Source organism: Pectobacterium cacticida (assembly GCF_036885195.1).
Taxonomy (GTDB): domain Bacteria; phylum Pseudomonadota; class Gammaproteobacteria; order Enterobacterales; family Enterobacteriaceae; genus Pectobacterium; species Pectobacterium cacticida.
The window spans coordinates 2,357,054-2,368,886 of the sequence record NZ_CP133656.1; the positions used below are offsets into that span (position 1 = coordinate 2,357,054).

Annotated in this window: 14 protein-coding genes; 7 read left to right on the plus strand and 7 right to left on the minus strand. The window is 47.6% G+C overall.

What is annotated here, in order from left to right; all coding sequences use genetic code 11:
* Nucleotides 1–41: 41 nt before the first annotated feature.
* The 7 genes from fliL to fliR are packed head-to-tail and all read left to right on the plus strand — an operon-like array spanning nucleotide 42 to nucleotide 4,227.
* Nucleotides 42–518 carry a flagellar basal body-associated protein FliL gene (fliL, locus tag RFN81_RS10915; protein ID WP_264495872.1) on the plus strand — a complete coding sequence of 159 codons (477 nt, stop codon included), beginning with the start codon at nucleotides 42–44 and terminating at the stop codon, nucleotides 516–518.
* A 5-nt stretch (nucleotides 519–523) separates the two neighbouring features.
* Entirely contained in the window at nucleotides 524–1,537 is a 1,014-nt protein-coding gene (gene fliM / locus RFN81_RS10920) for a flagellar motor switch protein FliM (protein WP_264495873.1), read from the plus strand.
* Entirely contained in the window at nucleotides 1,530–1,943 is a 414-nt protein-coding gene (fliN, locus tag RFN81_RS10925) for a flagellar motor switch protein FliN (RefSeq protein WP_264495874.1), read from the plus strand. Before fliM ends, fliN begins: the two co-directional genes overlap by 8 nt.
* Nucleotides 1,943–2,377 carry a flagellar biosynthetic protein FliO gene (gene fliO, locus RFN81_RS10930; RefSeq protein ID WP_264495875.1) on the plus strand — a complete coding sequence of 145 codons (435 nt, stop codon included), beginning with the start codon at nucleotides 1,943–1,945 and terminating at the stop codon, nucleotides 2,375–2,377. The genes fliN and fliO overlap by 1 nt, the downstream gene beginning before the upstream one ends.
* Complete coding sequence (gene fliP, locus RFN81_RS10935) at nucleotides 2,374–3,150, plus strand: flagellar type III secretion system pore protein FliP (protein ID WP_264495876.1); 777 nt, start codon at nucleotides 2,374–2,376, stop codon at nucleotides 3,148–3,150. Before fliO ends, fliP begins: the two co-directional genes overlap by 4 nt.
* 19 nt (nucleotides 3,151–3,169) lie before the next feature.
* Nucleotides 3,170–3,439: a flagellar biosynthesis protein FliQ gene (gene fliQ, locus RFN81_RS10940; protein WP_264495877.1), complete on the plus strand. Its 270-nt coding sequence runs from the start codon at nucleotides 3,170–3,172 to the stop codon at nucleotides 3,437–3,439.
* Between the two features lie 2 nt (nucleotides 3,440–3,441).
* Complete coding sequence (fliR, locus tag RFN81_RS10945) at nucleotides 3,442–4,227, plus strand: flagellar biosynthetic protein FliR (protein WP_264495878.1); 786 nt, start codon at nucleotides 3,442–3,444, stop codon at nucleotides 4,225–4,227.
* Nucleotides 4,228–4,462: 235 nt separating this feature from the next.
* Here fliR and flgL read toward each other — a convergent pair whose 3' ends face one another.
* The 7 genes from flgL to RFN81_RS10980 form a co-directional block, all read right to left on the minus strand.
* Nucleotides 4,463–5,416, minus strand: a complete 954-nt coding sequence (gene flgL, locus RFN81_RS10950) for a flagellar hook-associated protein FlgL (protein WP_264495879.1) — start codon at nucleotides 5,414–5,416, stop codon at nucleotides 4,463–4,465.
* A 31-nt stretch (nucleotides 5,417–5,447) separates the two neighbouring features.
* Nucleotides 5,448–7,154, minus strand: coding sequence for a flagellar hook-associated protein FlgK (gene flgK / locus RFN81_RS10955; protein WP_264495880.1), 1,707 nt, complete (start codon nucleotides 7,152–7,154; stop codon nucleotides 5,448–5,450).
* Between the two features lie 124 nt (nucleotides 7,155–7,278).
* Complete coding sequence (flgJ, locus tag RFN81_RS10960; RefSeq protein ID WP_264495881.1) at nucleotides 7,279–8,241, minus strand: flagellar assembly peptidoglycan hydrolase FlgJ; 963 nt, start codon at nucleotides 8,239–8,241, stop codon at nucleotides 7,279–7,281.
* Nucleotides 8,241–9,356, minus strand: a complete 1,116-nt coding sequence (locus tag RFN81_RS10965; protein ID WP_264495882.1) for a flagellar basal body P-ring protein FlgI — start codon at nucleotides 9,354–9,356, stop codon at nucleotides 8,241–8,243. Before RFN81_RS10965 ends, flgJ begins: the two co-directional genes overlap by 1 nt.
* 16 nt (nucleotides 9,357–9,372) lie before the next feature.
* Nucleotides 9,373–10,086: a flagellar basal body L-ring protein FlgH gene (gene flgH, locus RFN81_RS10970; RefSeq protein WP_264498944.1), complete on the minus strand. Its 714-nt coding sequence runs from the start codon at nucleotides 10,084–10,086 to the stop codon at nucleotides 9,373–9,375.
* Between the two features lie 172 nt (nucleotides 10,087–10,258).
* Nucleotides 10,259–11,041, minus strand: coding sequence for a flagellar basal-body rod protein FlgG (flgG, locus tag RFN81_RS10975; RefSeq protein ID WP_264495883.1), 783 nt, complete (start codon nucleotides 11,039–11,041; stop codon nucleotides 10,259–10,261).
* A 27-nt stretch (nucleotides 11,042–11,068) separates the two neighbouring features.
* Nucleotides 11,069–11,824: a flagellar basal body rod protein FlgF gene (locus RFN81_RS10980; protein WP_264495884.1), complete on the minus strand. Its 756-nt coding sequence runs from the start codon at nucleotides 11,822–11,824 to the stop codon at nucleotides 11,069–11,071.
* Between the last annotated feature and the right edge of the window lie 9 nt (nucleotides 11,825–11,833).

An 11,833-nucleotide genomic window follows, 5' to 3' on the forward strand; every position in this document is an offset into this window, starting at 1 on the left:
TGGTAATAAATATCGATAAGTAACGGGAACTCTCTTTAGCTATGTCTGATATGCAAGTTCGACCAGGTCGTAAACGGTCTATTTGGCTAATACTACTGATTATCGTTGCTGTCGCAGCGACGGGGGCAGCGGGTACCGCCTGGTGGCTACTCAATCAGAAAAACGCTGCTTTGGCGGAGCAACAGCCGCCGCCTCCTGAGCCTGTTTTTATGCCGCTGGATACGTTTACCGTGAATCTCGTTAATGCGGATAATGATCCTGACCGGGTATTATATGTTGGCTTCACGTTGCGTTTACCCGATGAAGCGACACGTACGCGGTTGACGAATTATTTGCCGGAGGTTCGCAGTAGACTGCTGTTGTTACTTTCGCGTCAGGACGCGGTTGCACTCGCTAATGAGCAAGGTAAACAGAAGTTGATTGAAGAAATTAAGCAAGTGCTGAGCCCGCCATTAGTTCCAGGTCAACCGAATCAGGTCGTTACTGATGTTCTGTTCACTGCTTTTATACTGCGGTAACTATTATGGGCGATAGTATTCTTTCACAAGCAGAAATTGATGCGTTATTAAACGGTGACAGTGGCGATAGCGACGTAGAGGCTAATGCCGCGTCAAAGACGGATGGAGATGTTAAGCCTTACGATCCGAATACACAGCGGCGTGTCATTCGTGAACGTTTGCAGGCGCTAGAAATCATTAATGAACGCTTTGCGCGTCAATTCCGGATGGGATTGTTTAATCTATTGCGCCGTAGCCCTGATATAACCGTTGGCGGTATCAAAATTCAGCCTTACCATGAGTTTGCCAGGAATCTTCCTGTGCCGACAAACCTGAATCTGATTCATCTGAAACCGCTACGCGGCACGGCTTTATTCGTCTTTTCACCAAGTCTGGTATTTATTGCTGTTGATAACCTCTTTGGCGGTGATGGACGTTTCCCGACAAAAGTAGAAGGGCGTGAATTTACACATACCGAGCAACGTGTCGTTAAACGGATGTTACGTTTGGCCCTGGAGGCCTATAGCGAGGCCTGGAACGCCATCTATAAACTTGATATCGAGTATGTGCGCTCAGAAATGCAGGTTAAGTTTACCAATATCACAACGTCACCGAATGATATCGTTGTGACGACGCCGTTTCATGTCGAGATCGGTTCACTGACTGGCGAATTTAATATTTGCATTCCTTTTTCGATGATCGAACCGCTGCGCGAGCTGCTCGCAAACCCGCCATTGGAAAATTCGCGACAGGAAGATCAAAGCTGGCGTGACACCTTAGCCAAGCAGGTACAACATTCCGAATTGGAATTAGTTGCCAATTTTGTCGATATTCCACTGCGATTATCTAAAATTCTGAAGTTAAAACCTGGTGATGTATTGCCCATCGACAAACCTGAAAAAATTATTGCACATGTTGACGGCGTGCCCGTGTTGATCAGTCAATATGGTACGCTAAACGGGCAATATGCCCTACGTGTTGAACAGTTGATTAACCCTATATTGAATTCTCTGGATAATGAGGAACAGCCCCATGAGTGACACCAAGAAACCGTCCGACGACAAGGAATCAGTGGACGATCTGTGGGCTGATGCATTTAACGAGCAACAGGCTGCAGAAAAACCGGCCGCGACAACGGAAGGCGTTTTCAAGTCGTTGGAAGGCCATGATGCGTTGGGTGCCATGCAGGACATCGATCTTATTCTGGACATTCCCATCAAACTCACCGTTGAGTTGGGACGAACTAAGATGACTATTAAGGAACTGCTGCGTCTTACTCAGGGTTCCGTTGTTGCACTTGATGGCTTAGCGGGAGAACCTCTTGATATCCTGATTAATGGCTATCTGATTGCTCAGGGTGAAGTCGTCGTCGTGTCCGATAAGTATGGCGTCCGAATTACGGATATTATGACACCATCCGAACGCATGCGCCGCCTGAGCCGTTAATGGCAATCGATCCGGCTACATCTTCGGTGCCTCTAGCCAGTCAATCGACGCTGGTTACTGAGCCCCCACTCACTGGCAGCACGCTACTTACCCAGGTAGGTAGCGTGCTGGTCGGTATATTGCTATTTATTCTGTTGCTTGCCTGGCTGGTTCGAAAACTGGGCTTTGCGCCACAAACCAAACAAAACAAGTGGCTAAAAGTGGTTTCTCACTGCTCATTAGGGCCGCGGGAACGTGTCGTTATTGTCGAAGTTGATAAGACCTGGCTGGTGTTAGGTGTAACAGCCCAACAAATCACTCAACTGCATACACTCCCAGCACAATCTACCACTGATAAATCCACCACCGAGAGCAATTCGTCGGGTGACTTAAGGTCGGTGAATTTCAATCAACTGTTCAAGAAAGTATTGAAGCGCCCGGAAAAGTCGGAATGAGTTCCTTGCCTAATTATTTGCAAATTATCGCCCTACCTCGCCTGTTGCGCTGTATTCTGGCCATCAGTTTGTTGGTTTTAGCGCCATCCGTATCAGCCCAACTTCCCGGCATAGTGACACAACCGCTACCTAACGGTGGACAAAGCTGGACATTATCAGTACAAACGCTGGTTTTCCTCACATCGTTAACGTTCATTCCGGCCGCGTTATTAATGATGACCAGCTTCACGCGTATTATCATCGTGTTGAGCTTGCTACGTAACGCACTGGGTACGCCAACCTCACCACCAAACCAGGTACTGTTAGGCTTAACGCTTTTCCTCACTTTTTTTGTGATGTCCCCGGTATTCAACCGAGTTTATGACGAGGCTTATCTCCCCTTCAGCCAGGATCAGATCAGCATGGAAGTCGCCATTGAGCGTGGCGCAGAGCCAGTGCGTGAGTTTATGCTACGACAAACACGGGAAACCGATCTCGCGTTGTTCACCCGATTGGCTGAAATACCAGAGATTCAAGGGCCTGAAGCGGTCCCCATGCGCGTACTTCTCCCGGCATTCGTGACGAGTGAGCTAAAAACCGCTTTTCAGATTGGCTTTACCATATTTATTCCTTTTCTCATCATCGATCTTGTTGTAGCAAGCGTACTGATGGCTCTTGGGATGATGATGGTTCCTCCGGCTACCATTTCCTTACCCTTTAAGCTGATGCTTTTTGTATTAGTTGATGGCTGGCAATTGCTCCTTGGTTCATTAGCCCAAAGTTTTTACAGTTAGATAGTGGAGGAATGCGACGATGACGCCAGAATCGGTTATGGCACTTGGCTATGAAGCCATGAAAATAGCATTAGCACTGGCTGCCCCCCCGTTATTAGCAGCGCTGCTTAGCGGTTTAACCATTAGCGTCTTGCAAGCTGCAACCCAGATAAACGAAATGACATTGTCATTTATTCCCAAAATTCTGACGGTATTCTTCACCTTGGTCATCGCAGGCCCGTGGATGTTAAACCTGATGCTGGATTATATGCGCACGCTATTCGGCCAATTACCTAACATTATTGGGTAAGCATGCTGACATTTAATAGTTGGGATATGATGAATTGGGTCAGCCAATTTTTTTGGCCTTTTGTCAGGATCCTGGCGTTGATCAGCACCGCGCCGGTTTTCAATGAAAGAGCGATTGGTAACCGCGTCAAAATTGGTTTAGGTGTGTTAATTACCTTGCTCGTCGCCCCTTATCTACCGTTAAACACGACCCCCATTTTTTCTGCCGCGGGGATCTGGCTGTTAATACAACAAATTCTTATCGGCGTTACACTCGGGCTATCCATGCAATTAGCTTTTGCCGCGATTCGCCACGCCGGTGAGCTCATTGGCCTACAGATGGGGCTCGCCTTTGCGACCTTTTTCGATCCCACTGGCGGCCCCAATATGCAGGTCATCGCGCGGTTTCTGAACCTTCTCGCTATCTTATTATTCCTCACTTTTGATGGACATCTTTGGATGATTTCATTATTAGCAGATAGCTTTTACACCCTCCCCGTGAGTAGCAATCCACTTAACAGCCATGCTTTTTTATCCCTGGCACAAGCGGGGGGGTTAATTTTTATTAATGGCCTTATGTTAGCACTGCCGATTATCACCCTGTTACTCATTATAAATTTGGCACTTGGTATGCTTAACCGTATGGCGCCTCAACTTTCTATCTTCGTTGTCGGCTTTCCCATTACCCTTACCGTAGGGATTATGACGTTAGGCTTATTAATTCCATTGATCCCTCCCTTTGCCGAACGTTTATTCGGAGAGGTATTTGATTTACTGGCTGACATCCTTATCCAGCTATCGAGTACCTAAATCCTAGATCACTAAAATGCTCTTTTATTTACATACTTAGTTGATTGCCAATGTTCTTACTACATTGACGAGGAAAAAACATTAGCTTTTTCGAAAAGAGGATTCGAGAAAGGTTGGTAAAAGGGAATAAAAAATGACATGTCATTCAATATAAAAAGAATGACATGCCCAAAAAATACGCCCGGTTTAAGCGTATCCTAACCGTTCAGTAGGACGGATAATCCAATCTCTCCTACTATCTCATTTGAAATAACGACATACTTTGCATATCTTGGAAAGCCGTATAAGAGGCTTGTAGAGAAGACTGCTGCATAATATAAGACGATATTGCCTCGTACCAATCGGTATCTTGTAATTGCGACAGCGTTGTCTTATTCGTGACATCCCGATCCTTACCAATAGAATCAAGCGTATCAATTTCATTAAGCTGTATACCTAATTCTGCACGAACAGAAGAGATATTATTTAGCGCATTGTGTAAACCACGATTAGCGGTATCCATCGCTGCCGCCACGCTGGCCTTGGTCGCCTCATCAGCATCCACTAACGGGGTTTCGAGCGCACTGATAGCAATATCCAGCGTCTCAAAAAGATCGGATTGTATTCTCCCATCAGGTTCTTTTTTCGCATCGCCAGTGGTGCCATTAAAAACCGTGGAACCGATATGGCTAACGTTCATATTTCGTGCTGCGTCAACTCGCTGTGAAATAGGCTCATTGCCGCCGACATATTCAATACCGGCTACTCCCTCAATAAAAGGGGCTTTGTCCGTTTCATAGCCAGCAAAGATATAGTTGCCATTACCATCGGTACTGTTGGCTAAATTCAATAATTCAGCCTTCATGCCGCGCAACGCGGTCGCCGTCGATCGTCGATCGTCATCGCTCTTAATCCCACCGCCGCTAATCACTTCCGTCATGGCACTGGTAATTGTATTAATACTTTTCCCAAGAATAGATTCTTCCAGAGACATACTTTGTTTGGCGAACGTACGTGCTAAGGTATATTGACTATTTTCAGATTGAGACTGACCGAGCATAATGACATTCGCCGCCGCAATCGGGTCATCTGAGGGATTAACAACCCGCTTCCCGGTCGAAAGTTGTTCACCGGTCTTCTGCCACGTGGCTTGACCATTTAAAATGCCTTGCATGTTTTGCTGATATATCATGCTGGTGCTTAAACGCATGGTATTAATTCCTCTTGGTTAAATGGTCAAACTAGCCGCGAGCCGCTAACAAAGCATCGAATATGGATTGCGCCGTTTTAATTACCTGAGCATTCGCCATGTAATATTGCTGAAAACGCACCAGGTCGCCGTATTCCTCATCCAGATTTACACCAGATATCGACTGCTGCTCTGCCGTTAACTGTTTAACCACATTTTCCTGCGCTGTATTATTAATTTTCAGTGTGCTGGTCTGGTTACCGATGGCGCCAACCAACGAGGCGTATGCCCCGGAAACACTAGCCTTGCCGCCAACAATTTTCTCATTTTGCAATGCAAGCAACGCCTTAGCATTCGTGTTATCGCTAACACCACCAAACACAGGATTACCGCTTCCATCTACTACAGGATTGCCAGCATCATCAAGCTTCACGGACGCCGCAGCAATTTTACTAGGATCGGAAATAGCCACTGACATATCGGTAATTACGTCGTTAACCGGTTTGAGCAGGAAAGTATCGTTTGTAGCCGGCGTACCCGCAATCGTCATTTTGATGCCATCAAAATTTAGGCTGCTCTCAGGAGGAGTCCCCGCTGTCGTCACTGCCGGCGTGAATTTTGAATTGTCAGACAAACGGGTCACTTGCCAGTTAGCGCCATCGTATTTGATCGAATAATTGGTTGCCTGCACATCTTTGGAATTGGTGTAAGACGGCGTTAACACGGCATTGCCAGCATTCTTGCTATCATTCAGAACGACCGCTTTACCAAAAGAGAAAAAGTCGCCGCCTTTAACACCATCACGGTCATAACCTTGCTGATGTTGGACATTAAATGCGTCGGCAAATGCCAACGCGAGCTGCCCGAGCTGATTACGTGTTTCATCCAGCGTTTCAGTACGGAATGAAAGAAGGCCCCCCAACGAACCACCAGTTAATGACTTCTCATTCAACGGAGTGACATCATTTGTTTGGTCTTTATATCCGATAGTTAGACGAGCAGGATCGCTGCTCGAACCTATTGCAACCAGCTGGTTACTTGTTCCAGCCTGAACCAAATTAGTTCCATTTTTTAATGCAACATTATAAACCGTTCCATCCTGAACAGTGACGTCAACCCCCACAAGAGTATTCAGTTTATCGACTAACAGATCACGCTGGTCAAGTAAATCATTTGGCATCGTGCCACCGTTTGAGCCCAGTAAACGTGTAATTTCGTTATTTAATGAAGCAATCTGATTAGTATACGAATTAATCTGACCAACCGAGCTTTGAATCTGCGTATTCAGGCCACTGTCCATGTCACGTAAATATTTATCTGTTACCTTAAACTGGTTGACTAGCCCTTCCGCTTTCCCCAGCACCGTTTGACGAGTAGAAGAATCCCCAGCGTTACTCGTAAGGTTCTGTAGATTGGAGAAGAATCCCTGTATCGTTGTCGAAAGGCTCGTCGTATTGCTGGCAAGCAGATTATCGATTTTGGAGATCTGTTCATAGTATGCAGTAACCGAACTGCTTGTCGTTTGTGCAGCGCGTAATTGATTGGTAATAAATTCATTATATTGGCGATCGATGCTTACCACGTTAACGCCATTACCAATGTACCCAGCCGAGGTACTGCTGCTGATAGCTTGTTCAATCAGTGTATTTTGTCGACTATATCCAGCTACGGCCTGATTGCTAATATTGTTACTCACGGTACTCAGCGCAACCTGTGCACCCTTTAAACCACTCAGCGCAGTATTAATTAAATTGGACATGAAATGTTGTTCCTTTTACACAGGTTTTCTTGCTCTGCACAAATACGTTAAAGTTAATGGCAGCGAGTTCGCTGCATAAGCTAGTTATTTTATCGGTCGGCAAGTATAAATCTTGAATAAAAAATCAAAATAGACGGCTTAAATCGTGCGTATAGGCCCTTACGGCTTTCTCACCAGAATTTTTCATTTGCTGGATCATGCTTATCAATTTTTGAGCATACTGTGGATCCGTGGCATAACCTGCTTTCTGTAACGCATAGGCAGCTTGCTCTGGCGTGCCTGCATTCATTACCGCAGCATACCGTGGGTTATTGGTCAATAATTTTACATAGTCACCAATAGCCTCGATGTAGGAGTCATAAACTCTGAAACTGGCCTTGACCTTTTTGGCCACTCCCTGGTCATACTCGGTCGTTGTGATCTCTGTAGTTGGGCCATTCCAACTACTGCCCGCTTTAATGCCAAATAGATTATGACTCGGTCGCCCATCTTCAGTGGTGATTTCACGCTGTCCCCAGCCGGACTCAAGTGCCGCCTGCGCAATAATAAGGTGGTGAGGTATACCGCTACTCCGACTGGCTATCTGCGCGGGCAAAGAAATCTGAGACACAAAATTATGTGTCGATAACGGCAAGGCTGACCCTTTATTAGGTAGCTTGGGCAAGGCTTTACGAACCATTTGCTCGACAGAAACCGTTGGCATACTTTTGAGTACATCGCCATCGAACGTTAATGGCACGGAAGGAACCGGTGTTTTAGCCGCCGTCATTTCGGGATACTGTCGGCTCAGTTGCTCAACCATGACATCGGCGAGCCCGAGCCCTTTGCCTTTTGTTGCAATCTCCTGAGCGATCTGCTGATCGTACATAGAGGTATACAAACGCGTCTGATCGCTGTTGAAAAGGCCATCCTGCGGTATCGCAGATCGCATACTTTTCATCATCAATTGGACAAATACGCCCTCCATTTGCTGTGCCACCGCTCTAATCCCGGCTTTACTTTGCGGGTTCGTTGAAACTTCACGCTTCAACGTATTTAGAGATTGCGCATCAAAGGCGGCATTATTCAGCGTCTGTAAATCGCTCATTAGATAATTTCCAGTTTGGCACGTAAACAGCCAGCGCTTTGCATCGCCTGTAGAATAGACATCAGCTCCATCGGCGTCGCCCCCAGAGAGTTCAAGGCACGCACAACATTGTTAAGGTTGGCGCTAGAATTAACGCGTTGTAAAGAACCGCCTGCCTGCTGCACCGCAATCTCGGTTTGCGGCGTAACAACAGTCTGTCCACCACCGAAAGGCGTATTAGGCTGGTTAACATTGGCCTGCTGGTTGATCGTCACGGAAAGATTGCCTTGGGCAACAGCACAACTATCCAGCGTGACATCACGATTCATCACGACAGATCCGGTACGAGAGTTAATAATAACTTTGGCATCCTGAATACCAACGTTCACGTCGATATTTTGGATATTGGCCAGAAAACGCACTTGAGAACTATTGCCCTGTGGAGCAAGAACCTGGATAGTCCTTGAATCCAGCGGTGTCGCACTCCCACCGTATCCGGCACGGTTTATCGCATCACTGACCTTCTGCGCCATCGAAAAATCATCATTCTTTAATTGCAACATGATTGTGTTTGATGTGCCGAAGGTGCTGGGTAACTCCCGCTCAATAATGGCGCCGTTGCTAATCCGCCCGCCGGCAAGCTGGTTTACCTGGACGCTACTGCCCCCGGCAGCGGCTCCCGCGCCACCGACTAGCACATTCCCCTGAGCGAGGGCGTAGACCTGATTATCAACCCCTTTCAGCGGAGTCATCAGCAATGTGCCACCACGTAAACTCTTCGCATTGCCCAGTGAGGAAACGACCACGTCGATATTTTGGCCAGCACGGCCAAAGGGGGGTAATTCCGCCGTTACCATTACCGCCGCCACGTTTTTCAACTGCATATTAGTACCAGCCGGGACGGTTATCCCTAACTGGGAAAGCATGTTAGTTAAGCTTTGCGTCGTAAAGGGTGTTTGCATGGTTTGGTCACCGGAACCATCCAACCCCACCACTAGACCATACCCAATCAGCGCATTACCCCGTACACCCTGTATATTAACCAGATCGCGAATACGCTCGGCCGACGCAGGTTGAATCACTAGCGCCAATAGCGTTAGCAGTGCCGTAAAAAAATGATGCAATCCAATCCGCATGTCAGGCCTCTTTAGCTTAGAACGGAGAAACATTGAGGAAGAACCGCTGTAACCAGCCCATGTTTTGCGCTTCGTTAATATAACCATTACCCACATATTCGATTCGGGCATCCGCAACCTGGGTCGATGGCACCGAATTGTTTCCGCTAATGGTTCTTGGGTTAACGACGCCAGAGAAACGGATAAATTCGGTTCCCTGATTGATGGCGATTTGTTTCTCACCCACTACGTGCAGGTTGCCATTAGCCAGCACTTGACCTACCGTCACGGTGATAGTGCCGCTGAATGTATTGTTCGCATTCGCGCCGCCCTGGCCAGAAAATTCGTTGGTTCCCGTTGCATTAAGTGCGGCTCGATTATTGCCGAGTGGGCCTTCGAGATAACGTGGCGTCGTGGATAAGCCAAATGTGGATGAACCATCCCGGCTGGCGTTAGCAGAAGAACTTTTGCTGGCGCTGACATTTTCTTGCAGCACGATAGTGAGTGTATCGCCAACATTACGTGGACGCCGATCTTCAAACATCGGTTGGTAACCATAATTCATGGGCTGCACCGTTTGAAATATCGAACCATTTGGGCCAGCAAGCGCGGGTGGAGCAGGCTGGGCTGTCGTAGGCCCAGTGACGACCTTATCATGCGGAATATAGGCGCAACCGCTAAGCGCTAACATCAAGCTCAATGGCAACAAACAGGGCCAGCGGTGTGGTTTGATAACCGACGTTGCATTTATTATCACTGCGGGTATCGCCTTAATTAATCTATTTACCTATTCGCGGGGTAGATAAGCGCCGTACTCGCACCACATCGTTGCTTATGGCTACCCTCCCCCCCGGCAAACACGCCTCTACTCATGTCATGTCGCAGAAATACCGTTCTCACGATAGAAACCAGCAGATGACTTATTATAGCTGGGTTAACTTTTGCAGCATTTGATCAGAAGAAGAAATAGCCTTACTGTTGATTTCATACGCACGCTGCGTCTGTATCATTGATACCAATTCCTCGGCTACGTTCACATTCGAGGTTTCAACATACTTCTGATATAGCAAACCCGCACCATTTAAGCCTGGGTTCGTTTCATTTGGTGCGCCCGAACTGGCCGTTTCCAGATAGAGGTTTTCCCCTATGCTTTCAAGACCGCTATCGTTAATAAACGTCGTCAGTGTTAACTGACCGATCTGGTTTGTTGCCACCTGCCCCTGCAATTTAACGCTGACAATACCGTCACGACCAATATTCAATTCCGTCGCATTCGCTGGGACGGTTATCGCTGGCTGGACTTGATAACCGCTGGAGGTCACCAACTGGCCATTACCGTCTAGTTGGAAGGCGCCGTCGCGTGTGTAAGCGATTGTTCCATCAGGTAACTGAACCTGAAAAAAGCCCTGCCCTTTAATCGCCACATCTTTCGAATTTCCCGTCTCGGAAAACGCCCCTTGAGTATGGATGCGCTCCGTTGACACCGGGCGCACCCCAGTACCCAGTTGTAAGCCTGACGGTAACATGGTTTGCTCTGAAGACTGAGCGCCAGGCTGACGAATAGTTTGGTACATCAAGTCTTCAAATACCGCACGCTGACGCTTGAAACCATTAGTGCTGACGTTTGCCAAGTTATTGGAAATAACGTCCATATTGGTTTGCTGCGCATTTAAGCCGGTTTTAGCAATCCATAAAGAACGGATCATTGATTTACTCCTGTGCGCACACGGCGCTTAGCCCATTGCTAATATCTGATTCGCACGTTGTGCATTATCGTCGACGCTGCTAATGACTTTCATCTGCATTTCAAAACGACGCGCATTGGCGATCATATCGACCATCGTATCAACGGTGTTCACATTACTGCCTTCGATAACGCCTGGCATAATACGCACGGTGAGATCGTTTGGCAGAATATTGCCACGTTGCTGTTGCGCCTGCTGCGTCAAACGGAATAACCCATCATCCGATCGCTCAACCTCCTGCCCAGTTGCTCTCACCAACTTTAAACGCCCCAACTGAGCTATGGTATTTGGCGGATCGCCAGCATTAAGGGTGGAAATCGTACCGTCAGGAGAAATACTGATTTGAGCCTGCGGTGGAATATCAATCGGCCCAGCATCACCCATCACAATACGCCCCTGGATAGTTAACTGCCCATCGGCATTGATTTCCATATTACCATTACGCGTATAGGCTTCCCCACCATCGGCCGTTTGCACCGCCAGCCAACTCTCTTTCGGTAAAGCGACATCCAGCGCACGGCCTGTATAGTTCATCACGCCTTCGGTCATATCAGCCCCAGGCGTAGAAGCAACCACCAGCGTACGCGTCGGCATTGTTAATCCATTTACCGGAACAGCCCGCAACGCGGCAAGCTGTGCCCGGAAACCTGGCGTTGAGGCATTTGCCAGATTGTTCGCTGTAATCGCCTGCTTTTCCAATGACTGGCTCGCACCACCCATTGCTGTGTAAATCGCGTGATCCATGCCAAACCC

Excerpts from the sequence above, each read along its gene's own strand:
- flgJ (WP_264495881.1), bottom strand. The coding sequence starts at position 8,241 with ATGAGCGATTTACAGACGCTGAATAATGCCGCCTTTGATGCGCAATCT.
- flgL (WP_264495879.1), bottom strand. The coding sequence starts at position 5,416 with ATGCGTTTAAGCACCAGCATGATATATCAGCAAAACATGCAAGGCATT.
- RFN81_RS10965 (WP_264495882.1), bottom strand. The coding sequence starts at position 9,356 with ATGCGGATTGGATTGCATCATTTTTTTACGGCACTGCTAACGCTATTG.
- flgG (WP_264495883.1), bottom strand. The coding sequence starts at position 11,041 with ATGATCCGTTCTTTATGGATTGCTAAAACCGGCTTAAATGCGCAGCAA.
- fliM (WP_264495873.1), top strand. The coding sequence starts at position 524 with ATGGGCGATAGTATTCTTTCACAAGCAGAAATTGATGCGTTATTAAAC.
- flgK (WP_264495880.1), bottom strand. The coding sequence starts at position 7,154 with ATGTCCAATTTAATTAATACTGCGCTGAGTGGTTTAAAGGGTGCACAG.
- fliR (WP_264495878.1), top strand. The coding sequence starts at position 3,442 with ATGCTGACATTTAATAGTTGGGATATGATGAATTGGGTCAGCCAATTT.
- fliL (WP_264495872.1), top strand. The coding sequence starts at position 42 with ATGTCTGATATGCAAGTTCGACCAGGTCGTAAACGGTCTATTTGGCTA.
- fliN (WP_264495874.1), top strand. The coding sequence starts at position 1,530 with ATGAGTGACACCAAGAAACCGTCCGACGACAAGGAATCAGTGGACGAT.
- fliO (WP_264495875.1), top strand. The coding sequence starts at position 1,943 with ATGGCAATCGATCCGGCTACATCTTCGGTGCCTCTAGCCAGTCAATCG.
- RFN81_RS10980 (WP_264495884.1), bottom strand. The coding sequence starts at position 11,824 with ATGGATCACGCGATTTACACAGCAATGGGTGGTGCGAGCCAGTCATTG.
- fliP (WP_264495876.1), top strand. The coding sequence starts at position 2,374 with ATGAGTTCCTTGCCTAATTATTTGCAAATTATCGCCCTACCTCGCCTG.
- fliQ (WP_264495877.1), top strand. The coding sequence starts at position 3,170 with ATGACGCCAGAATCGGTTATGGCACTTGGCTATGAAGCCATGAAAATA.